Origin of the sequence: Pseudomonas sp. M2, assembly GCF_015751845.1 — a bacterium.
In the GTDB taxonomy this organism is placed as follows: domain Bacteria; phylum Pseudomonadota; class Gammaproteobacteria; order Pseudomonadales; family Pseudomonadaceae; genus Aquipseudomonas; species Aquipseudomonas putida_E.
In genome coordinates, this window is the sequence record NZ_JADOUD010000001.1 from 2,004,209 (window position 1) to 2,026,177 (window position 21,969).

15 protein-coding genes are annotated in these 21,969 nt (G+C 62.9%); 4 read left to right on the forward strand and 11 right to left on the reverse strand.

Annotated features, from left to right (window positions below):
• Positions 1–31: 31 nt before the first annotated feature.
• The 8 genes from gltB to pilM all read right to left on the reverse strand — a co-directional run bounded on the left by gltB (position 32) and on the right by pilM (position 11,766).
• The gene (gltB, locus tag IWW33_RS09310; RefSeq protein WP_119688134.1) at positions 32–4,477 is read right to left on the reverse strand and encodes a glutamate synthase large subunit; all 4,446 of its coding nucleotides are present in this window, start codon (positions 4,475–4,477) and stop codon (positions 32–34) included.
• A gap of 373 nt (positions 4,478–4,850) precedes the next feature.
• Positions 4,851–6,446: an AAA family ATPase gene (locus IWW33_RS09315; protein WP_046787054.1), complete on the reverse strand. Its 1,596-nt coding sequence runs from the start codon at positions 6,444–6,446 to the stop codon at positions 4,851–4,853.
• A 15-nt stretch (positions 6,447–6,461) separates the two neighbouring features.
• Positions 6,462–7,559 carry a 3-dehydroquinate synthase gene (gene aroB / locus IWW33_RS09320; RefSeq protein ID WP_174141013.1) on the reverse strand — a complete coding sequence of 366 codons (1,098 nt, stop codon included), beginning with the start codon at positions 7,557–7,559 and terminating at the stop codon, positions 6,462–6,464.
• Positions 7,560–7,653: 94 nt separating this feature from the next.
• Positions 7,654–8,172, reverse strand: a complete 519-nt coding sequence (gene aroK, locus IWW33_RS09325; protein ID WP_039602073.1) for a shikimate kinase AroK — start codon at positions 8,170–8,172, stop codon at positions 7,654–7,656.
• Between the two features lie 4 nt (positions 8,173–8,176).
• Entirely contained in the window at positions 8,177–9,445 is a 1,269-nt protein-coding gene (locus tag IWW33_RS09330; RefSeq protein ID WP_115273375.1) for a secretin N-terminal domain-containing protein, read from the reverse strand.
• Entirely contained in the window at positions 9,369–10,385 is a 1,017-nt protein-coding gene (locus IWW33_RS09335) for a pilus assembly protein PilP (RefSeq protein ID WP_174141014.1), read from the reverse strand. Before IWW33_RS09335 ends, IWW33_RS09330 begins: the two co-directional genes overlap by 77 nt.
• The gene (locus tag IWW33_RS09340) at positions 10,382–10,918 is read right to left on the reverse strand and encodes a PilN domain-containing protein (protein ID WP_174141015.1); all 537 of its coding nucleotides are present in this window, start codon (positions 10,916–10,918) and stop codon (positions 10,382–10,384) included. Before IWW33_RS09340 ends, IWW33_RS09335 begins: the two co-directional genes overlap by 4 nt.
• Positions 10,918–11,766 carry a pilus assembly protein PilM gene (pilM, locus tag IWW33_RS09345; protein WP_115273373.1) on the reverse strand — a complete coding sequence of 283 codons (849 nt, stop codon included), beginning with the start codon at positions 11,764–11,766 and terminating at the stop codon, positions 10,918–10,920. The genes IWW33_RS09340 and pilM overlap by 1 nt, the downstream gene beginning before the upstream one ends.
• A gap of 178 nt (positions 11,767–11,944) precedes the next feature.
• Here pilM and IWW33_RS09350 point away from each other — a divergent pair, with 178 nt between their 5' ends.
• Positions 11,945–14,398, forward strand: a complete 2,454-nt coding sequence (locus IWW33_RS09350; protein WP_115273372.1) for a penicillin-binding protein 1A — start codon at positions 11,945–11,947, stop codon at positions 14,396–14,398.
• Between the two features lie 70 nt (positions 14,399–14,468).
• Here IWW33_RS09350 and IWW33_RS09355 read toward each other — a convergent pair whose 3' ends face one another.
• From IWW33_RS09355 to rpmE, 3 genes are all read right to left on the reverse strand, one after another.
• Positions 14,469–15,737: a malic enzyme-like NAD(P)-binding protein gene (locus IWW33_RS09355; RefSeq protein WP_039603148.1), complete on the reverse strand. Its 1,269-nt coding sequence runs from the start codon at positions 15,735–15,737 to the stop codon at positions 14,469–14,471.
• Between the two features lie 179 nt (positions 15,738–15,916).
• On the reverse strand, positions 15,917–16,738 hold the full coding sequence (locus IWW33_RS09360; protein WP_046787048.1) for a thermonuclease family protein: 822 nt from the start codon (positions 16,736–16,738) through the stop codon (positions 15,917–15,919).
• A gap of 2 nt (positions 16,739–16,740) precedes the next feature.
• Positions 16,741–16,956: a 50S ribosomal protein L31 gene (rpmE, locus tag IWW33_RS09365; protein ID WP_012312321.1), complete on the reverse strand. Its 216-nt coding sequence runs from the start codon at positions 16,954–16,956 to the stop codon at positions 16,741–16,743.
• 167 nt (positions 16,957–17,123) lie between these two features.
• Between rpmE and IWW33_RS09370 the strand changes: the two genes are divergently transcribed.
• From IWW33_RS09370 to IWW33_RS09380, 3 genes are all read left to right on the forward strand, one after another.
• A complete protein-coding gene (locus IWW33_RS09370; protein WP_115273370.1) occupies positions 17,124–19,343 on the forward strand; it encodes a primosomal protein N' in 2,220 nt (739 codons plus the stop codon).
• 178 nt (positions 19,344–19,521) lie between these two features.
• A complete protein-coding gene (argS, locus tag IWW33_RS09375; RefSeq protein WP_115273369.1) occupies positions 19,522–21,258 on the forward strand; it encodes an arginine--tRNA ligase in 1,737 nt (578 codons plus the stop codon).
• A 1-nt stretch (position 21,259) separates the two neighbouring features.
• A complete protein-coding gene (locus IWW33_RS09380; RefSeq protein WP_046787045.1) occupies positions 21,260–21,958 on the forward strand; it encodes an SPOR domain-containing protein in 699 nt (232 codons plus the stop codon).
• The last annotated feature ends 11 nt before the right edge of the window (positions 21,959–21,969 follow it).

Sequence of the window (21,969 nt, forward strand, 5' to 3'; positions counted from 1 at the left end):
GCAGCTTGAGGTTTGCCACTTGCAGCTGTTTTTACTGCGGGTTGGCACGGGTGCTGGACAGCAGTTGCTTGAGGTTGGCCGCCTTCGGCTTGACCAGCCAGAAGCGCCGCACATAGTCGTCCAGGTTTTCCGAGAGCTCACGCCCCCACTCGCTGCCGGTTTCTTCCACGTATTCGCCAAGGACCCGCGCCAGGTGGCTACGGTAGGCTTCCATCGCTTCACCACTGATACGCTGGATTTCCACCAGCTCGTGGTTGAGCTTGTCGACGAAGCTGTTGTCCATGTCGAGCACGTAGGCGAAGCCGCCAGTCATGCCAGAGCCGAAGTTGTAACCGGTCTTGCCCAGAACGCAGACAAAGCCACCGGTCATGTATTCACAGCAGTGATCGCCAGTACCCTCGACAACAGCATGGGCGCCGGAGTTACGCACAGCGAAGCGCTCGCCCGCGGTGCCGGCGGCGAACAGCTTGCCGCCCGTGGCGCCGTACAGGCAGGTGTTGCCGACGATGGCGCTGTGCTGGGTTTCGAACGGGCTGCCGGCTGGCGGCACGATGGTGACCTTGCCACCGGTCATGCCTTTGCCGACGTAGTCGTTGGCGTCTCCTTCCAGGTACAGGTTCAGACCACCGGCGTTCCACACGCCGAAGCTCTGGCCCGCAGTGCCCTTGAAGCGGAAGGTGATCGGCGCTGCGGCCATGCCCTGGTTGCCGTGCAGCTTGGCGATTTCGCCGGAGATGCGCGCACCAATGGAGCGGTCACAGTTGCAGATGTCGAGCGCGAACTCGCCACCGGCCTGGTCGCGAATGGCCGGCAGGGCCATTTCGACCATTTTCTCGGCCAGCTCGCCCTTGTCGAACGGCGGGTTCTTGTCGACTTCGCAGAACTGCGGCTTGTCAGCCGGGATGTGCGAGCTGCCCAACAGCGGCGACAGGTCCAGGTAGTGCTGGCGCTCGGTATCGCCTGGCAGCACGTCGAGCAGGTCGGTGCGGCCGATCAGCTCGCCCAGGCTACGCACACCCAGCTTGGCCAGCCACTCGCGCGTCTCCTCGGCGACGAAGGTGAAGAAGTTGATCACCATGTCGACGGTGCCGATGTAGTGGTCCTTGCGCAGCTTGTCGTTCTGCGTGGCCACGCCAGTGGCGCAGTTGTTCAGGTGGCAGATGCGCAGGTACTTGCAGCCCAGGGCGATCATCGGTGCGGTACCGAAGCCAAAGCTTTCGGCGCCGAGGATGGCGGCCTTGATCACATCCAGGCCGGTTTTCAGGCCGCCGTCGGTCTGTACCCGTACCTTGCCGCGCAGGTCGTTGCCGCGCAGGGTCTGGTGGGTTTCGGCCAGGCCAAGCTCCCACGGGGCGCCGGCGTACTTGATCGAGGTCAGCGGCGAAGCACCGGTACCACCGTCATAACCGGAGATGGTGATCAGGTCGGCGTAGGCCTTGGCCACACCAGCAGCGATGGTGCCAACGCCAGCCTCTGCCACCAGCTTGACCGACACCAGGGCTTGGGGGTTGACCTGCTTGAGGTCATAGATCAGCTGGGCCAGGTCTTCGATCGAGTAGATATCGTGATGCGGTGGCGGCGAGATCAGGGTCACGCCCGGTACCGCATAGCGCAGCTTGGCGATCAGGCCGTTGACCTTGCCGCCGGGCAACTGGCCGCCCTCGCCCGGTTTGGCGCCCTGGGCAACCTTGATCTGCAGCACTTCGGCATTGACCAGGTATTCCGGGGTCACACCGAAGCGGCCGGTGGCCACCTGCTTGATCTTGGAGCTGCGGATGGTGCCATAGCGCGAGGGGTCTTCACCGCCCTCACCGGAGTTGGAACGCGCGCCCAGGCGGTTCATCGCCTCGGCCAGCGCTTCGTGAGCCTCTGGCGACAGCGCACCCAGCGAGATACCGGCGGAGTCGAAGCGCTTGAGGATCGCCTCCAGCGGCTCGATCTGATCCAGCGGCAGGGCCTCGTCGGCAACCTTCACTTTCAGCAGGTCGCGGATCATCGACACCGGGCGCTGGTCGACCAGCGTGGTGTACTCCTTGAACTTGGCGTAGTCGCCCTGCTGCACGGCGGCCTGCAGGGTATTGACCACATCCGGGTTGTAGGCGTGGTACTCGCCACCGTGGACGAACTTGAGCAGGCCGCCCTGCTGGATCGGCTTGCGCGCGCTCCAGGCTTCAGCGGCGAGCAGCTTCTGGTCGCCCTCGAGGTCGACGAAACGCGCACCCTTGATGCGGCTGGACACGCCTTTGAAGCTCAGGCCGACCACTTCTTCGGCCAGGCCTACGGCCTCGAACAGCTGAGCACCACGGTAGGAGGCGATGGTGGAGATGCCCATCTTCGACAGGATCTTCAGCAGGCCCTTGGAGATGCCTTTGCGGTAGTACTTGAAGACTTCGTCCAGGTCGCCCAGCACTTCGCCGGTGCGGATCAGGTCGGCCAGCACTTCATACGCCAGGTACGGGTACACCGCAGAGGCGCCGAAGCCCAGCAGCACGGCGAAGTGGTGCGGGTCACGGGCAGTGGCGGTTTCGACCAGGATGTTGCTGTCGCAACGCAGGCCTTTTTCCGTCAGGCGGTGGTGGACCGCGCCAACGGCGAACGAAGCGTGCACCGGCAGCTTACCCGGGGCGATGTAGCGGTCGCTGAGCACCAGTTGGGTCTTGCCCGCGCGCACCGCTTCTTCAGCCTGATCGGCGATGTTGCGGATGGCCGCTTCCAGGCCGATGCCTTGCTCGTAGTTGAGGTCGATCAGCTGACGGTCGAAGCCTTCGCGCTCCAGGTTCATCAACGAACGCCACTTGGCGGGCGAGATGACCGGGGAGCTGAGGATTACCCGCGAGGCATGCTCAGGAGATTCCTGGAAGATGTTGCGCTCGGCACCCAGGCAGATCTCCAGCGACATGACGATCGCTTCGCGCAGCGGGTCGATCGGCGGGTTGGTAACCTGGGCGAACTGCTGGCGGAAGAAGTCGTAAGGCGAACGCACGCGCTGCGACAGCACGGCCATTGGCGTGTCGTCACCCATCGAACCGACCGCTTCCTGGCCTTGCTCGCCGAGTGGGCGCAGTACCTGGTCACGCTCTTCGAAAGTGACCTGGAACATCTTCATGTACTGCTTGAGCTGGTCAGCGTCGTAGCTGGCCGCGCCCTGGTCGTCGGAGAGCGTCGCCTGGATGCGCAAGGCGTGCTGACGCAGCCAGCGCTTGTACGGGTGGCGCGACTTCAGGCGGTTGTCGATGGCATCGGTGTCGAGGATGTGGCCGGTCTCGGTATCCACCGCGAAGATCTGGCCTGGGCCGACACGGCCCTTGGCGATGACATCTTCAGGCTTGTAGTCCCACACGCCGATTTCCGACGCCAGGGTGATATAGCCATTCTTGGTGGTCACCCAGCGCGCCGGGCGCAGGCCGTTGCGGTCAAGCAGGCAGACCGCATGACGGCCTTCGGTCATGACGATGCCGGCCGGGCCGTCCCACGGTTCCATGTGCATGGAGTTGTATTCGTAGAAGGCGCGCAGGTCGGCGTCCATGGTCTCGACGTTCTGCCAGGCTGGCGGTACCAGCATGCGCACGCCGCGGAACAGGTCGATACCGCCGGTGACCATCAGCTCCAGCATGTTGTCCATGCTCGAGGAGTCGGAGCCTACGCGGTTGACCAGCGGGCCGAGCTCTTCGAGGTCGGGGATCTGGTCGTTGGCGAACTTGGTGCGACGGGCCATCGCCCAGTTGCGGTTACCGGTGATGGTGTTGATCTCGCCATTGTGGGCGAGGAAGCGGAACGGCTGCGCCAGCGGCCATTTCGGCAGGGTGTTGGTGGAGAAGCGCTGGTGGAACACGCAGATCGCGGTTTGCAGGCGCTCGTCGTCCAGGTCGGGATAGAAGGCCGCGAGATCGCGCGGCATCATCAGGCCTTTGTAGATGATGGTCTTGTGCGAGAAGCTGCAGATGTAGTGGTCGGCGTCGTGGGCGTTGGCCACGGACGAACGGCGACGGGCACTGAACAGCTTGATGGCGAATTCCTGATCGCTCAGGCCTTCACCGCCGATGAACACCTGCTCGATCTGCGGCAGGCGCTCCAGCGCCAGGCGGCCGAGCACGCTGGTGTCGATCGGGACTTTGCGCCAGCCAACCAGGGTCAGGCCGGCAGCGATGATTTCGCGATCCATGTTGGCGCGAGCGGCTTCGGCTTTTACCGGGTCCTGATTGAAGAACACCATGCCAACGGCGTACTGCTTGGGCAGCTCGACGGCAAAGTGCTCCTGGGCCACGGCACGCAGGAATTGATCGGGTTTCTGCATGAGCAGACCGCAACCGTCACCGGTCTTGCCGTCGGCGTTGATGCCGCCACGGTGGGTCATGCAAGTCAGGGCCTGCATGGCCGTTTGCAGAAGGTGGTGGCTCGGTTCGCCCGTCATATGGGCGATCAGGCCAAAACCACAGTTGTCCTTGAATTCTTCGGGATGGTACAGACCTGTTTTCATAGACACTTTCTCACCAGGTTCACCTCTCAACCGGAGGCAAATCTCTTTTTTAACAACCACTTACCATCCACGCCGATCAAATGCCAGCTTTTTTGCGGTGGCCATGGAAAACCATTGTTGCACAGCGACAGCGATGCCCACAAATTTTCATGTCTCACCATTGAAAATTTATGTCGCAATTTTGAATGTTTTTGCGCCACGCGCCGTGATAGCGGCTTGGCTCGAGTCTGAAGCGTTTCAGCCATGACTGCAAGATTGGCTTGTGGCCGGCAGCCTGGGACAGAAAAGCCTGCCGCGCTCGGGCGCAGCAGGCTAGACGAAAGTCAGTTATCGCTCAGCAACTGGGCGGCGGGGTGGTGCCGCCCGGAAGGTATCAGCGGGCCGTGGCCAGCTCTTGTTGGACGCTGGCGACAGTACGTGGCCAAGGTTTACCAGCCTGAACCTTCGCTGGCAAGTTCTTGATTGCCGCAACCGCTGCATCGCGGTTGGCGAAGCTACCATAGGTGACCACGTAGAGCGGCTTGCCCTGCAGGCTTTTCTTGAAGTAGCGATAGTCGCCACCCTGCGCCTTGACGAAGGCCTGCGCCGACGCTTCGGAGCTGGTACCAAGGATCTGCACTACATAATTGCCAGGCTTCTGTCCGGAGTACCAGCCGCTGTTTCCGCTGCCGCCTGTTGCAGGTTTGGCAGCGGGCTTGGCAGTGGCAACCTGGGTCGGTGCAGGAGCGGGCTTGGCGGGTGCAACCGGCTTGGCCGGCTGGGTTGCTACCGGCTTCTGCACAGGCGCAACCGGCTGGGCCGGCGGCGTACTGGTGGTAGCCTGAGCCATGGTCGGTGCGGGGCCTGCAGCTTCACCCTGCGGTGGTGCGATGGTCGTTACCGTTGGCGGATTGCCTGGCTGCAGCGCAGTGCTGTCCGCCGGGCCACCTTCTTCACCATCCCCCATGCCGGCGGCCTGCGCCAGCGGCTCGCGCATCACCGGCTGCGACTGGCCAACCAGGGGCAGTGGCATCGGCTGCGACGAGCCTGAGAATTCGATGGCCGGGTCAGCGGGCTTTGCTTCCCCCAGCGGCAATTGGGCTTGGGCTGCGGGCGCATCCGTAGCCGCCTTGTCGCTTTTCTTGGGCATGAGAACCGCGGCAGCAACGGCCACTACAACGACAGCGGACAGCGCGAGCACGTGTTTCTTAGGCATTTTGAACCCCATGGTTGGTCGCTTCGCCGTACTACGGCTGGCGATCATGGCTTCGATCAAGGTATCGCGGGCGACCTGGTTGATGTTGCCAGGCCAACCGTCGGAGTGTTCATGAATATCGACGATCTGCTCATGGGTGAACACCTCGATGCCCCGGCCTGCACCTTCCAGGCGCTGCTCCAGGTACTCGCGGGTCTCTTCCTCGCTGTAGGGGGCGAGTTCGATGACGTGGAAACGCTCTTCCTCGACATGGATCTCATCCAACCCGGCGATCAGCGACGCTTCGCCGAACAGGAACACGTGCGGGCGCCCCTCCGGGACACCTGCCGCCAGCTCCAGCAACGCTTGGAGTGCCGACTCGTCGAGTTGTTCCGCATCGTCGACCAGTAAATAGACTTCCTGCCCGGTGAGGGCAAGCTGTACCACCTTGGAGAGGATCGCCTGAACTTCCGCCGGAGCCACGTCCAGCGCCTGGGCCACCTGGCCCAGCACGCTGGCAGCATCGCTGGCGCCGCGCGCCGATACCACGACGCTCTGCACCGACTGCTTGTTGGTGCTGGCCACCAAGGCCTGGCGCAACAACGTCTTGCCGCTGCCGACCGGGCCTGTAACCACCAGCATCAGCTGGCTGTAACGGGCCAGGTGGTGCAGTTGGCCGAGCACAGGCTTGCGCTGGGCAGGGAAAAACTTGAAGCCGGGCACACGCGGCGCGAACGGATCGTGGCTCAACTGGTAATGGTCGAGAAACGCCTCATCGGCATGCAAACTGGTCATTGCGCTGTCACAACCTCAAAGCTGGGCCACGATCGCGCGGTAATCCGCCGACAGCGTGGCCTGAAGAATCTCTTTCGGATAGTCGTCGGTAACCACGGCTTCGCCCATCTGGCGCAGGAGCACCAGACGCAAACGCCCATCGATCACCTTTTTGTCGACCGCCATATGCTCCATGAAATGCGCCGGGGTCATTTCCTGTGGTGGCACCACCGGCAAACCTGCATCCTGCAGCAGGCGGATTGCGCGATCGCGCTCGGACTGATCGATCCAGCCCAGACGCATCGACATCTCCAGGGCCATCACCGTACCCGCTGCCACAGCTTCGCCGTGCAACCAGACACCGTAGCCCATGTGCGTTTCGATGGCATGCCCGAAGGTATGCCCCAGGTTGAGCGTTGCGCGCACACCAGACTCACGTTCGTCAGCCCCGACCACCGCAGCCTTGGCTGCACACGAGCGCTGGATCGCTTCGGTCAGCGCCGCTGGCTCGAGGGCGCGCAAAGCCTTGATATTGTCCTCGAGCCAACCAAGGAAGGGCTTGTCGCAGATCAGCCCGTACTTGATCACTTCGGCCAGGCCCGCCGACAGCTCGCGCTCGGGCAGGGTGTTGAGGGTGGTGGTGTCGATCAGCACGGCGTTGGGCTGGTAGAACGCACCCACCATGTTCTTGCCCAGCGGATGGTTGATGCCGGTCTTGCCGCCGACAGAGGAGTCGACCTGGGACAGCAGGGTGGTCGGTACCTGGATGAAATCGACGCCGCGCTGATAGCACGCCGCAGCGAAGCCGGCCATGTCGCCGATAACGCCACCACCGAGGGCCACCACCGTGGTGCGGCGGTCGTGCCGGGCCGTGAGGAGGCTGTCGAAAATCAACTGCAGGGTTTCCCAGTTTTTGTGGGCTTCGCCATCCGGGAGGATCACTGGCAGCACCGAATAGGCACCCAGCGTCTTGCTCAGACGTTCGAGATACAGGGGCGCGACGGTCTCGTTGGAAACGATGGCAACCTGCCGGCCGGCAATGTGCGGCGCCAGCAGTTCTGGCTGCTCAAGCAGGCCTTCGCCAATGTAGATCGGGTAGCTGCGCTCGCCCAGGTCGACCTTTAGTGTCTGCATGTATCCCCACAATGTACTTGGGCGCGGCGTCGGCTGAGCGACCCACGCGGTAACGTTGAACCTCGCCTCGGCGCTGGCCGAGAATAGTCCCGGCCTACCGGGGCGGCAACTGCTGCAAGCGCTCGAGAATATCCAGTACGACCATGCGCGGGGGCCGTTCGTCGGTTTCAACCACGATGTCGGCGATCTCACGGTAGAGCGGATCGCGTGCTTCAAGAAGGCTACGCAAAGTCGCCTCCGGATTGGCAGTACGCAGCAAAGGGCGATTGCGATCGCGCGCAGTACGCCCGACCTGCTGTTCCACCGAGGCATGCAGGTAGATCACCCGGCCACCATGGTGCAGAGCCTGGCGGTTGGCCTCGCGCATCACCGCGCCGCCGCCGGTCGCCACGACCACGCCATCGAGCGCGCAGAGCTCGGCGATCATCGCCTGCTCACGATCACGGAAGCCCGGCTCGCCTTCTTTGTCGAAGATCCACGGGATGTTGGCGCCTGTTTTCAGTTCGATTTCCTTGTCGGAATCTTTGAACAGCAGGCGCAGCTCTTTGGCCAACAGGCGCCCGATGGTGCTTTTTCCAGCGCCCATGGGCCCTACAAGTATCAAATTTCGCACAGAATCAACGACTCACAGCAATCGCCTGGTCATTCATGATACGCGGAGTCAGGAAGACCAGCAGCTCGGATTTTTTCTCTTGTAATGCATCGCGTCGAAACAGCCGCCCAACATACGGCAGATCACCGAAAAATGGCACCTTGTCGACCACATTGTTTTGCGTGGTCGAATACACACCGCCAATGACGATGGTTTCCCCGTCAGCTACCCGTACCTTGGCATTGACCTCGTTCTTGCGGATCGGCGGCACATCGTTCAAGGCATTGACGAAATCAGGCTCGTCCTTGGTCACCTTGACCGTCATGATCACCTTGCCGTCCGGCGTAATCTGCGGAGTGACCTCCAACGACAGCGAAGCCTCGCGGAATGCAACCGAGGTAGCGCCACTCTTCGTGGTCTCCTGGTAAGGGACTTCGGTGCCTTTGAGGATGCGGGCGGTTTCCTTATTGGCGGTGACCACCTTGGGCTGGGAGATGATTTCACCATTGCCGGTCTTCTCCATGGCGCTGAGTTCAAGGTCCAGCAGCACGCTCCCACGCAACACCCCCAGGCCAATGCTGGAACCGGCCCGTTCCACCCCAAGATCGACAAACACGTCCTTGCCCAAAACAGCAGCTTCGCTGTAGAGCCGCGGGCCCCAGCGCACCCCAAGGCTTTTCTCGTAATCGACATTGGCCTCGACGATGCGCGCCTCGATCTCTACCTGCCGTACCGGCACATCCAGTTGCGCCACCAACTGGCGCAGCTCGGCAAGCCGCTCCTCAGGCTGGTGCGCCACCAGCGTATTGGTGCGCACATCCACATTCAAACTACCGCGCCCCGTCAGAATGCCGTCATCGGCCAGCGTGGCCAGCAGCAATTCGGCAAGCTCTGAGGCCTCGGCGTGGTGTATCGGCAGCAACTCGCGGCGCAACGGCTGCGATTGGGCGTCCAGCTCCAAGCCTATACGCGCGCCCAGGGCTTGTTCGGCCAGCTCAGCCGCTGGCGCCACCAACAGCACCTTGCCCTCTTCGCGCCGGGCCAGGCCCTTGCTGCGCAACACCAGCTCCAAAGCCTGATCCCAGGGAACATCCTGCAGACGCAAGGTAATACTGCCCTGCACCGTGTCGCTGGCGACCAGGTTGATGCCGGCATAATCGGCCAGCACCTGCAACACCAGGCGCACTTCCACGTCCTGGAAGTTCAGCGAAATCGGCTCACCCCGATAAGGCGTTGCCGCCAGCAACGGCATCGGCAGCAAGGCCGCCACCACCCACTTCATCAACCTGTTCATGATCTTCCCTGATCTCCCCGTCCACGCCCTGCCTGAGCCTCAGAAATGCCGTGCGCTCGCGCCAAGTGCCGCCCACGAACAACCGCTCGCGCACCGTTACCTGGTGCTCATCCACGCGTTCCACCAGCCCCCCATCGCGCCCCAGACGGTCACCGGAACGCACGCGATAGAGCCTCCCGGCAGATGACAGCAAAGCCTCATGTTCCATGCCCCGGGACAAGCTTCCGACCATTTCCAGCTGAGCCAGCGGGACAGAGGCGAGCCCTCGCCTGACAACGCGACCCGACCACGTCGAAAACGGATCGAGAACCGCTGGCAAGACCTCACCCCGGGCGGGTATCCAGGCCAATGATTCCGGCTCTGCCACCGGCCCATCGGCGTGGAAGGCGTCAACCCGCAGCCTCAATCGCAGCAAGCCGGGCCTGCCTTGAGCATCGGCCAGATGCATGTCGCCGACACGCAGCAGGCGAACCTGCCCAAGCCACTCATCGAGCCAAAGTCGCAACGCCGCGTAACGCCCAACTACCTGCACATCCAGCGGCGTTCGTGCGAAACCTGCCTTCTTCTGCTCATCCAGTACCTCAAGTTGCTCGAAATGCAGCCCATGCACATGCCCCGACGCGGCCAACTGATCGAGCAGATCGCTGATTTCGCCCCCGGCTGCCAGGCGCCATCGCATATCGTGCAGGTGCCGCTGGGCTTCACTCAGCGCTTGCGGTGCATGCACATGCGCCAACACCTGGGTGGCCTTGGCATGATGCTTGTCGTTGAGGGCCCTTTGGTTTACCTGCGCTGCCTGCTGCAGTTGCCGCCATTCCGGCCAACGAATCAGGCAGCCGACCGCAAGCACCAGGCACGCCGCGGCTATCGGCAGGGCACATCGGAACAAGCGCGAGCGAGCTACCAGGGCCTGCCAGTCCAGACGCACGCGCAGCTTCACGACCAAGAGCCCGACATCCGCGCCAGCAGCAAAAACTCTTCACCAGCAGGCAAGCTCTTGATCCGCTTCAATTCCAGGTCGAGCAATATCCCGGAGCGCCCGAGATCACGCATCAATTGCGCTATCACAGCGCTGGAAGCGGCCAGCCCAACCAAGTGCAACCGCTCACCCTCGACCTTCAGTTCGACAACCTGAACGCCCTCGGGCAATGCCCGCTCCAGATCGCTGAACAGCGCCGTGAGAAGCCCTCGGTCCGCAAACAAAGCGTCCAGCGAGGCGGTTTGGGCCCTTGCTGCGTCGAGGGCCTGCTGAATGACGTCAAGCTGCTCCAGCTGCCTATTGAGCCCCGCGATCGCGGCCTGGCGCCCCAGGTTGGCAGCGGCCTGATGCTGCGCCCGCTGGCGCGCCAGCTGGTCCATCAACAACACAACACAGAGTGCCAGCACCACGCTGCCAATCAGCATGAGCTGAAAACGGCGAAGCGCCGCCAAGCGTTGCTGTTCGCGCCAGGGCAAAAGATTGATACGCAGCATCAGCGCAAAGCTCCCAGCGCCAGGGCAGACGCCAATGCCATGTTGTCGTCGTGACATGCAAGGCCAGCCACCTGGGGCAACGCCCGATAAGGTACTTCCAACCGGTCAATCAAGTCACCGAGCCGACCTTGCTCAAGCTGCAGGCTCCCAGCCAGAAGCAGGTCTTGCACCTGCAGGTCATCGACAAACAGTTCGGCCAGCCGGCCCAGGGGCACTTCGCGCCGCTGCGGCAATACACCCTGTGACCAGCAATGCAGCGTAGCGCTGCCGGGCTCAAGGCGCAGCAGCGCGCAGCCGTCTGCACCCGGTTGCGGCATCATTCGCCGCAAGGCGATGCTGTCGACCTCGACGACTTCCAGCAGCAACCCAGCGTCATCGAAAATCGCTTCCAACGACTGCAGCAGGGTCTGCCGGCAGGCCACCACCAGAACATCACGCGCGCCAGCCTGCCCACATGAAGCCCCCAACACCTGGAAGTCCATCACCAGGTCTTCCAGCGGGAAAGGAAACAACCTGTCCGCATCAGCCAGAAGTTGCGCCTCCATTTCGGCTACTGGCTGGTCTGCCGGTAGCTGGCACAACTTGCAGATTACCTGCGAGGCAGGCAGGGCCACTGCGACCCGGCGCTGGCGACTGCCACTGCGCCGACAAGCGCTACGCAGCGCCGCCACGACGCGATCAGCCACTTGCCACCAATCAGCAGCACCTGTGGGCTCGAATCGCTCAACCTCCCAGGCAAGACGCTCACAGCGCCCTTTTCTGCGTTGCAGTTGTACAAGCCGAACCGAATCGACGGCAATTTCAACCCCCAACAGTGAACCGGCATCCTTGCCAATGCGTCCAAGCATCGCTGCTCCTTTGTGACAGCCCTGAAACCCGCGCCAGCACCAAGGCTTGATGGCCGGAAGGTGCAGCGGGCCGCCCGGCCGGTCACCCGGCGAGGCGAAAAATGCTTATAATGCCCAGCGTTTTTTCGTCCGCCGGCTCCGTGCGCAATTCACCCCTCAACCTGGACACCCAAAAGCCTTGATACGTCTGCTGAAGTTCTTCTGGTGGTCTTTCGTCGCAGTCATCTGCGCGCTCGTACTCGGTGTGAGCGGTGCGTTTCTGTATCTTAGTCCCAACCTGCCGTCGGTCGATTCGCTCAGAAGCATCCAGTTGCAGATCCCCCTGAGGGTGTACAGCAGCGACGGCAAGCTGATCGCCGAGTTTGGCGAAATGCGCCGCTCGCCCATCCGTTTCGCGGACATTCCCCCGCAATTCATTCAGGCGCTTCTGTCAGCCGAGGACGACAATTTCCTCAATCACTACGGCGTTGACCCGGCCAGCCTGATGCGCGCCGCGACCCAACTGGTGAAAACCGGTCATATACAGACCGGCGGCAGCACAATCACCATGCAGGTGGCGAAGAACTTCTTCCTCACCAGCGAGCGCAGCTTCTCGCGCAAGACCAACGAGATTCTCCTGGCCCTGCAGATCGAGCGCGAACTGACCAAGGACGAGATCCTCGAGCTGTACGTGAACAAGATCTACCTGGGCAACCGCGCCTACGGCATCGACGCTGCCGCACAGGTTTACTATGGCAAGTCGATCCGTGACGTGAGCCTGGCGCAGATGGCGATGATCGCCGGCCTGCCCAAGGCACCGTCGCGCTTCAACCCTCTGGCCAACCCGGTGCGTGCAAAAGAGCGTCGCGACTGGATCCTGGGCCGCATGTACAAGCTCGGCAAGATTGACGAGGCGAGCTACCAGGCCGCCCTGGCCGAACCGCTCAACGCCAGCTACCACGTATCGGCGCCGGAGGTTAACGCGCCTTACATCGCCGAGATGGCCCGTGCCGAAATGGTTGGCCGCTATGGCAGCGATGCGTATACCGAGGGTTTCCGCGTCACCACCACAGTGCCGAGCGACATGCAGGAAATCGCCAACAAGGCCGTTCACGGTGGCCTGTCCGATTATGATGAGCGCCACGGCTACCGCGGCCCTGAATCGCGCTTCCCGGGCAAAGGCCAGGCTGCCTGGCTGCAGGAATTGAACAAGCAGCGCACCTTGGGCGGGCTGGAGCCGGCCATCGTTACCCAGGTTGAGAAAAGCGGCCTGAAAGTACTGACCCGCGGCGGCAAGGAAGAAGATGTCGCATGGGACACCATGAAGTGGGCGCGCCCGTTCATCAATAGCAATGCGCAGGGCCGGGCGCCACAATCGCCGGCAGACGTGGCCCAGGTTGGCGACCTGGTGCGCGTGCAGCGGCTGGACGACGGCAAACTCAAGTTCAGCCAGGTACCGGCAGCGCAGAGCGCGCTGATCACGCTGGACCCTTACAACGGCGCCATCCGTGCGCTGGTTGGCGGTTTCTCGTTCGAGCAGAGCAACTACAACCGCGCCATGCAGGCCAAGCGCCAGCCCGGCTCAAGCTTCAAACCGTTCATCTATAGCGCGGCGCTGGACAGCGGCTACACCGCCGCCAGCCTGGTCAACGACGCTCCGATCGTGTTCGTCGACGAATACCTGGACAAGGAATGGCGACCCAAGAATGACACCAACACCTTCCTCGGCCCGATTCGCATGCGCGAAGCGCTGTACAAGTCGCGCAACCTGGTATCGATCCGCTTGCTGCAGGCCATGGGCGTAGGCCGCACCATCGACTACATCACCAAGTTCGGCTTCAACAAGCAGGATCTGCCGCCCAACCTGTCGCTGGCATTGGGCACCGCGACCCTGACGCCCATGGAAATCGCCACTGGCTGGAGCACCTTCGCCAACGGCGGTTACAAGATCAACCCGTACCTGATCGAGCGCATCGAGAGCCGCAACGGCGAGACGCTGTTCACCGCCAACCCTGCGCGCGTGCCGCAGGGCGCCGAGGACGACGCAGGCCTGGCGGCACCAGAGCAGCCGATCAGCACGGCGTCGCTGCCTGGTGAGGCGCCGTCGGTTCCTGGCCAGCCTGCACCCGCCACACAGGCACCGGTAACCGCCGAGCAGATCATCGATGGCCGTACCACCTATATCCTCACCAGCATGCTGCAGGACGTGATCAAACGCGGGACCGGGCGCCGCGCCCTGGCCCTGGGTCGTACGGACCTGGCGGGCAAGACCGGCACCACCAACGAGTCCAAGGATGCCTGGTTCTCCGGCTACAACGCCGATTACGTCACTACCGTCTGGGTCGGTTTCGACCAGCCGGAAACCCTGGGTCGCCGCGAATACGGCGGGACGGCTGCCCTGCCGATCTGGATGAGCTTCATGGGCGCGGCCCTGAAGGACAAGCCCAACCACCCGCCTGCAGAACCGGAAGGCATCCTCAGCCTGCGTGTCGACCCGGTCAGCGGCCGTGCGGCCTCCCCGAGCACGCCTAACGCGTATTTCGAACTGTTCAAGGCTGAAGATTCGCCACCATCGGTGGATGAACTGGGCAACGGTGCAGCGCCGGGCAGCCCGCTGCCGGCCGATGAAGCGGCGCCCATGGATTTGTTCTGAGCCGACAGCTTGCAGCTTGAACCCAAAAAAAAACCGGCTCATATGAGCCGGTTCTTTTTTGCACCCTGCTTCAGCCGTTGAATACTTCGTCAACGCTGTTGAGCGGGTAGTGCTTCGGATATGGCAGGGTAGCCACGCCGGATTCGATGGCAGCCTTGGCTACGGCATCGGAAACGACGGTGATCAGGCGTGCGTCCAGCGGCTTCGGAATGATGTACTCACGGCCGAATTCCAGGCCTTCAACGCCATAGGCTTCGCAAACTTCCTTAGGCACCGGCAGCTTGGCCAGGTCCTTCAGGGCGATAGCGGCGGCGATCTTCATTTCTTCGTTGATACGCTTGGCGCGAACGTCCAGGGCACCACGGAAGATGAATGGGAAGCCCAGCACGTTGTTGACCTGGTTCGGGTAGTCGGAACGACCGGTAGCCATGATCACGTCGTTGCGGGTGGCATGAGCCAGCTCTGGCGAGATCTCCGGGTCCGGGTTCGAGCAGGCGAACACGATCGGGTTGGCAGCCATCGATTTCAGGCCTTCCGCGCTCAGCAGGTTCGGGCCGGACAGGCCAACGAACACATCGGCACCGTCCAGGGCATCAGCCAGGGTGCGCTTGTCGGTAGCGTGAGCGAACTGGGCCTTGTACTGGTTCAGGTCGTCACGGCCAGCGTGGATCACGCCGCTACGGTCGATCATGAAGATGTTTTCGACCTTGGCGCCCATGCTGACCAGCAGCTTCATGCAAGAGATGGCGGCAGCGCCGGCACCCAGGCAGACGATCTTGGCGTCTTCGAGCTTCTTGCCCGCGATTTCCAGGGCGTTGATCATGCCGGCAGCGGTAACGATAGCGGTGCCGTGCTGGTCATCGTGGAACACCGGAATATCGCACTGCTCGATCAGGGTGCGCTCGATTTCGAAGCACTCGGGTGCCTTGATGTCTTCGAGGTTGATGCCACCGAAGGTGATCGAAATGCGGCGAACGGTGTCGATGAAAGCTTGCGGGCTTTCCGACTCGACTTCGATATCGAACACGTCGATACCGGCGAAACGCTTGAACAGAACGCCCTTGCCTTCCATGACCGGCTTGGAAGCCAGTGGGCCAAGGTCACCCAGACCGAGGATGGCGGTGCCATCGGAAATAACTGCAACAAGGTTGCCCTTGCCAGTGTATTTGTAGGCCAGCTCAGGATCACGGCCGATTTCACGCACCGGTTCTGCAACACCTGGGCTGTAGGCCAGGGCGAGATCGCGGGCGGTGGCGGTGGGCTTGGAGAGCTCGACGCTCAGTTTCCCCGGACGAGGTTGAGCGTGGTATTCGAGAGCGGCGGTTTTCAGGTCTGACATGGTGGGCATTCCGCTATTTACTGTTCTGACGGACCGCCGAGGATACGCAAAGAGCCGGGGAGCCACAAGACTGGTCGGTCACTTGTGTCAAGGCCTTTAGCCTACGACTTTACGCTATAACACACGGGGGCATTCGAACAACAGTGTGTACAATCCAATAGCGAAATGTCTACATCTTTTCAGCTTGAAATGCGTTCCAGCATGCTCGGATCGGTGATTGGCAACACCCAGCGTCGCTGCCCCGGCTTGAGCCCACCCTTGCGGGAACGATCCAGCACCCAACCCCGCGCCTCGACCTGGCGTCCTTTGAGGTTATCGAAGAAGCCGACGGGGAAGTTGCGTTGCAGACGAGCGGGAACCTGCAGCACCACGTCAGTTTCAAGTTCCAGCCAGACTCCACCGCGATTGCGTGCAATATTCCGGATGCTGCCGCCGATCACCGCGAAGCCCGACTGGCGAACCTGGCTGGCGCGAAGTACCGGTGAAGGGCGCCAAAGGCCAGCGCCTGCCTTGCGCGCCGATTGCTCGGCCACTCGCTGGCACGCCACCAAACGCACATTGGGCGCAACCGCGACGCGATAGCCAAGCCCTTCGCCAAGCAATCGGGCTTCAAGATTGTCGCCACTACGGGCGTAAACGTGTGCCAGCGTGCGGCCGTACTTGTCCTTGGGCTCGACGCCGAGCACCAAGCCGACACGGCCGTCGCTGGCTTTGACCAAGGCTTGCAAACGCCGCTTGGCGGCCTCGGCAAAAGGTTCGCTGGTGCGCCCCTTGCGCCCTATCTCCGGGGCGTTGATGCCAATCATGCGCACGCTGCGACCATCGGTAAGGCGCAGGGTATCGCCATCGACCACCTGACGCACCGCCACGATCTGCGGCCTGTCCGGCAATGGGCAAAACGCCAGGGCCGGCACTTGCCAGAGCGCGCCCACAAAAAAGGCGCCCACAAGGGGCGCCTTTTTCAGCAACAACGCGAAGCCCGAAGGATTCGCCATGCGCATGATTACTTCTTGGTACCGAACATACCGAAGCGATCGGCGAAGCGCTGAACGCGACCACCGGTGTCCAGCACTTTCTGCTTACCGGTGTAGAACGGGTGGCACAGGTTGCAAACGTCGATCGCCAGGGTGCTGCCCAGGGTCGAACGGGTTTCGAATTTGTTGCCGCAGCTGCAGGTCACAGCAACTGCTTCGTAGTTCGGATGAATATCAGCTTTCATGGTCACTTCCTCGAGCTGCGTGCCGCCACCCAACACCAATTGTTGAATACCGCACGTAATTAGGCGGGGAATAATACCAGAGCGCCGCGTCGACGCAAGTTGTCGCTTGCACCGACTGTCGTCTGATAGGCTCGCCAGTCTTCGAAACGCCCTGCGAGACCTTACGCGTGTCCGACGTCATCCTGCGCCTTGCCCTGCCCTCCCCCCTGCGTCGCCTGTTCGACTACAGGGCGCCGGCGAGCATGGCGCACCAGGCACTCACCCCGGGAATGCGCATCCGGGTGCCGTTCGGCCGCCGCGAGATGATCGGCGTGCTGGTGGAGGTCTGCGACCACAGCGAGGTCCCTGCCGACAAGCTCAAACCGGCCAGCGCCCTGCTCGACCCGGTTTCACCGGTGCCGGCGCCGCTGTTCAAGCTGTGCCTGTGGACGGCCCAGTACTACCAGCACAGCCTCGGCGACACCCTGAGCTGGGCCTTGCCCACCTTGCTGCGCCAGGGCGAGCCGGCCGAGATGCGCCAGGAGCGCTTCTGGCACGTGGCCCCAGGTGCCCGCCTGGAAGACCCGCGCATCGCCCGCGCACCGCGCCAGCGGGACGCCCTCAGAACGCTGGCGCAACACCCGCACGGCGTTGCGCACAGCCTGCTGAGCAAGCTCAACCTTAACAAGGACAGCCTTGACCTGTTACTGGCCAAGGACTTGGTTCAGCTCGAAGTACGCCGCCACCTGCCGGATCAACGCCATGAGCACTGGCTGGCCCAGCCGGAACTGCCGCTCAACGAAGAACAGCGAGTGGCCTTCGAGGCCGTGCGCGATGGCTTTGGCAGCTTCAATGCGTTCCTCCTGGCCGGCGTTACCGGCAGCGGCAAGACCGAGGTCTACCTGCAACTGATCCGCGAAACCCTGGAAGCCGGCAAGCAGGCGCTGGTGCTGATCCCGGAAATCAACCTCGGCCCGCAAACCCTGGCGCGTTTCGAACAGCGTTTCAACGCACGCATCGCCTTGGTGCATTCGGCCGTCAATGACCGCGAACGCCTCGACGCCTGGCTGGCGGCGCGAGATGGCGAGGCGGATATCATCATCGGCACGCGCTCGGCGCTGTTCACTCCCATGAAGAACCCGGGCCTGATCATCATCGACGAAGAACATGACGGCTCTTATAAGCAGCAGGAAGGCCTGCGCTACCACGCCCGCGACCTGGCGATGGTGCGCGCTCACCAGGAGAACATCCCGATCCTGCTCGGCTCGGCCACCCCTTCGCTGGAAACCCTGCACAATGCCCTGACCGGCCGCTACCGCCTGCTGCGCATGAACCAGCGCGCAGGAGGCGCGCGCCCGCCACGCATGCTACGCCTGGATGTGAAAAGCCTGCCGCTGGACAGCGGCATCAGCGGCCCGCTGCAACAGGCCATCCGCCAGACACTGGAAGCAGGCCAGCAGGTGCTGGTTTTCCTCAACCGCCGCGGTTTCGCCCCGACGCTGCTGTGCCACGACTGCGGCTGGCTCAGCGAATGCCCGCGCTGCGATGCCCGCATGACCGTGCATCAGCGCGCCGGCGTACTGCGCTGCCACCATTGCGGGTACGACGAACGCCTGCCGCACCAGTGCCCCAAGTGCGACCATGTCGACTTGCGCCCGGTAGGTGCAGGCACCGAGCGCGCCGAGGAACGTCTGAAGGTACTGTTCCCCGATTACCCGATCCTGCGGGTCGACCGCGACAGCACGGCGCGCAAGGACGCGATGCACAATTTGTTCAGCACCATTCAGCGCGGCCAGCCGAGCATCCTGGTCGGGACGCAGATGCTGGCCAAGGGGCATCACTTTCCGCGGGTGACCTTGGTCGCGATTCTCGATGCTGATGGCGGGTTGTTCTCCGGCGACTTCCGCGCCACCGAGCGCATGGCCCAGCTCATCGTGCAGGTCGCCGGGCGCGCGGGGCGTGCCGAGGAACCCGGCAAAGTGGTCATCCAGACGCACCTGGCCGACCACCCGCTGCTGGTGCAGTTGACCGAGCAAGGCTACTTCGCCTTTGCCGAACAGGCGCTGGACGAGCGCCGCGCCGCTGGCCTGCCACCGTATTCCCACCTTGCCCTGCTGCGCGCCGAAGCGCACAAGCCAGGGCAGGCCGAAGGTTTTCTCGACGAAGCCTGCAGCGCCGCGCAGCGGCTGGTGACCGAGCAGCGCTTGCCCGGCATTGAACTGTTGGGCCCGGTGCCTGCTCCGATGGAGCGCAAGGCCGGGCGCTTCCGTGCGCAATTGCTGATACAGGCCGAAACCCGGGCACCGCTGCATCGACTGATCAGTGCCTGGTTGCTAGTGTTGGAGCAGCTTCCAGGCGGGCGGCAAGTACGCTGGTCGCTGGATGTCGACCCGGTCGACCTATATTGAGCTGTAAGCTGCAAGCTACAAGCAAGAGCAAGAGCAGGCCGGGCGATGGCGTTTGTTCTTGCAGCTTGAAGCTTGCAGCTCAAAGGTTGGCAACCCGGCCCCAGCAACGGATAATGCCCAGTTTTTCCACCTGCGCACCCAGGCGCTCCACCGCGCTAGCGGTCGAAAAGAGATCCCCATGAAAGACACCATTCGCCAGCTGATCCAGCAAGCCCTCACCCAACTCGTCACCGACGGTGTGCTGCCTGAAGGGCTGTCGCCGGCGATCCAGGTGGAAAACGCCCGGGACAAGACCCACGGCGACTTCGCCAGCAACATCGCAATGATGCTGGCCAAGCCGGCTGGCATGAAGCCGCGCGACCTCGCCGAAAAGCTGATTGCAGCCCTGCCGGCCAGTGCCGACATCAGCAAGGTCGAGATCGCAGGCCCAGGCTTTCTGAACTTCTTCCAGAACACCGACGCCCTGGCCAACCGCCTGGACGCCGCCCTTGCCGATGCGCACCTGGGTGCGCGCAAGGCTGGCCCTGCGCAGAAGGTGGTGATCGACATGTCGGCACCGAACCTGGCCAAAGAGATGCACGTCGGCCACTTGCGCTCCACCATCATCGGTGACAGCGTCGCCCGCGTGCTGGAGTTCCTGGGTGACCAGGTCATCCGCCAGAACCACGTGGGCGACTGGGGTACTCAGTTCGGCATGCTGCTGGCCTATCTGGAAGAAAACCCGATCACCAGCGACGAGCTGTCCGACCTGGAGAACTTCTACCGCGCCGCCAAGAAGCGCTTCGACGAGTCCGAAGAATTCGCCACCCGCGCTCGCGGCCTGGTGGTCAAGCTGCAGGCCGGCGACCCTGAGTGCATGGCGCTGTGGACGCGCTTCAAGGACATTTCGCTGTCGCACTGCCAGAAAACCTACGAGCTGCTCAACGTCAAACTGACCATGGCCGACGTGATGGGCGAAAGCGCCTATAACGCCGACCTCGCCAACGTGGTTGCCGACCTCAAGGCCAAAGGCCTGCTGGTCGAGGACCAAGGCGCCCAGTGCGTGTTCCTCGAAGAGTTCAAGAACAGCGAAGGCGAGCCGCTGCCCGTGATCGTGCAGAAGGCCGACGGCGGCTACCTGTACGCCACCACCGACCTGGCTGCCGTGCGCTACCGCAGCAATGTGCTCAAGGCCGACCGCGCGCTGTACTTCGTCGACCAGCGCCAGGCACTGCACTTCAACCAGGTGTTCGAAGTGGCGCGCCGCGCCGGTTTCGTCGGCCACCCGATGCAAATGGAACACATGGGCTTCGGCACCATGAACGGCGCCGATGGCCGCCCGTTCAAGACCCGTGACGGCGGCACCGTGAAGCTGATCGACCTGCTCACCGAGGCCAAGGAACGTGCCTACGCACTGGTCAAGGAGAAAAACCCGAGCCTGGCCGAGGACGAATTGCGCCACATCGGTGAAGTGGTCGGTATCGGCGCGGTGAAATACGCAGACCTGTCCAAGCACCGCACCAGCGACTACAGCTTCAACTTTGAGCTGATGCTCAACTTCGAAGGCAACACCGCGCCCTACCTGCTGTACGCCTACACCCGCGTGGCCGGCGTGTTCCGCAAGCTGGGCAAGGGCTTCGACGAGGTGGAAGGCCGCATCGTCCTGCAGGCTGCACACGAGCAGGACCTGGCTGCACGCCTGGCGCAATTCGGCGAGATCCTCAACAACGTCGCGGACAAGGGCACCCCGCACGTGTTGTGCACCTACCTGTACGACCTGGCTGGCCTGTTCTCCAGCTTCTACGAGAATTGCCCGATCCTCGCCGCCGAAACCCCCGAGCAACAGCAGAGCCGCCTGCGCCTGGCAGCCCTGACGGGTCGCACCCTCAAGCAAGGTCTGGAACTGCTCGGCCTGGAAACCCTGGAGCGCATGTAAGTTGGCTGCCAAGAAAAAACCAGCTCCCAAGCGCGGTGCAAGCCGCACCCAGGCACCGGCCAAACAGCCGATCCCCGGCTGGATATGGCTGGCAGTCGGCCTGACGGTCGGCGCCTTCATCGTCTTCCTGATGAAGCTCGAGCCTGGCGGTGGCGATATCAAGCGCGCCAAGCCCGAGCAGCAGAAGCCCGAGAAAGTTGCCGAGGCGGGCAAATCAACCGCGGCCGCTACGCAGCAGCCGGTAAAGCCCAAGTATGACTTCTACACCCTGCTGCCCGAGTCGGAAGTGATCGTGCCGCCAGAAGCCGTGCCTGAGAAGACGCCGCCTGTCCCAGCCCAGCCAGTCACCCCGGTCACACCTGCCGAAGCGGCGAAAATCGATACCGCGCGCGCCCAGGCTGCACTGTTGGGCCAGACGCCACCCCCGGCTCCGCCAGTGATCAAACCTGCGGCCACCACGCAGTACTTCCTTCAGGCCGGCTCGTTCCGCAAACAGGCCGACGCCGACAAGGTGCGGGCGCAGATCATCCTGTTGGGCCAGACGGTGAAGGTGGAGTCGGGCACGGTCAAGGATGAAACCTGGTACCGCGTGCTGGTCGGCCCATACAGCAACCGTGAGCAGTTGACCGGTGCGCAGAAGCAACTGGCCGGAGCGGGGTTCAGTAACCTGCTACTGCAGCAGCGCCAGACCCGCCAGTAACGAAAAAGGCC

Bases quoted from the DNA above. Each gene is read 5' to 3' on its own strand.
- IWW33_RS09355 (WP_039603148.1), bottom strand. From the start codon at position 15,737: ATGTCAGACCTGAAAACCGCCGCTCTCGAATACCACGCTCAACCTCGT.
- pilM (WP_115273373.1), bottom strand. From the start codon at position 11,766: ATGCTTGGACGCATTGGCAAGGATGCCGGTTCACTGTTGGGGGTTGAA.
- aroB (WP_174141013.1), bottom strand. From the start codon at position 7,559: ATGCAGACACTAAAGGTCGACCTGGGCGAGCGCAGCTACCCGATCTAC.
- IWW33_RS09360 (WP_046787048.1), bottom strand. From the start codon at position 16,738: ATGCGCATGGCGAATCCTTCGGGCTTCGCGTTGTTGCTGAAAAAGGCG.
- IWW33_RS09340 (WP_174141015.1), bottom strand. From the start codon at position 10,918: ATGCTGCGTATCAATCTTTTGCCCTGGCGCGAACAGCAACGCTTGGCG.
- argS (WP_115273369.1), top strand. From the start codon at position 19,522: ATGAAAGACACCATTCGCCAGCTGATCCAGCAAGCCCTCACCCAACTC.
- gltB (WP_119688134.1), bottom strand. From the start codon at position 4,477: ATGAAAACAGGTCTGTACCATCCCGAAGAATTCAAGGACAACTGTGGT.
- IWW33_RS09330 (WP_115273375.1), bottom strand. From the start codon at position 9,445: ATGAACAGGTTGATGAAGTGGGTGGTGGCGGCCTTGCTGCCGATGCCG.
- rpmE (WP_012312321.1), bottom strand. From the start codon at position 16,956: ATGAAAGCTGATATTCATCCGAACTACGAAGCAGTTGCTGTGACCTGC.
- IWW33_RS09315 (WP_046787054.1), bottom strand. From the start codon at position 6,446: ATGACCAGTTTGCATGCCGATGAGGCGTTTCTCGACCATTACCAGTTG.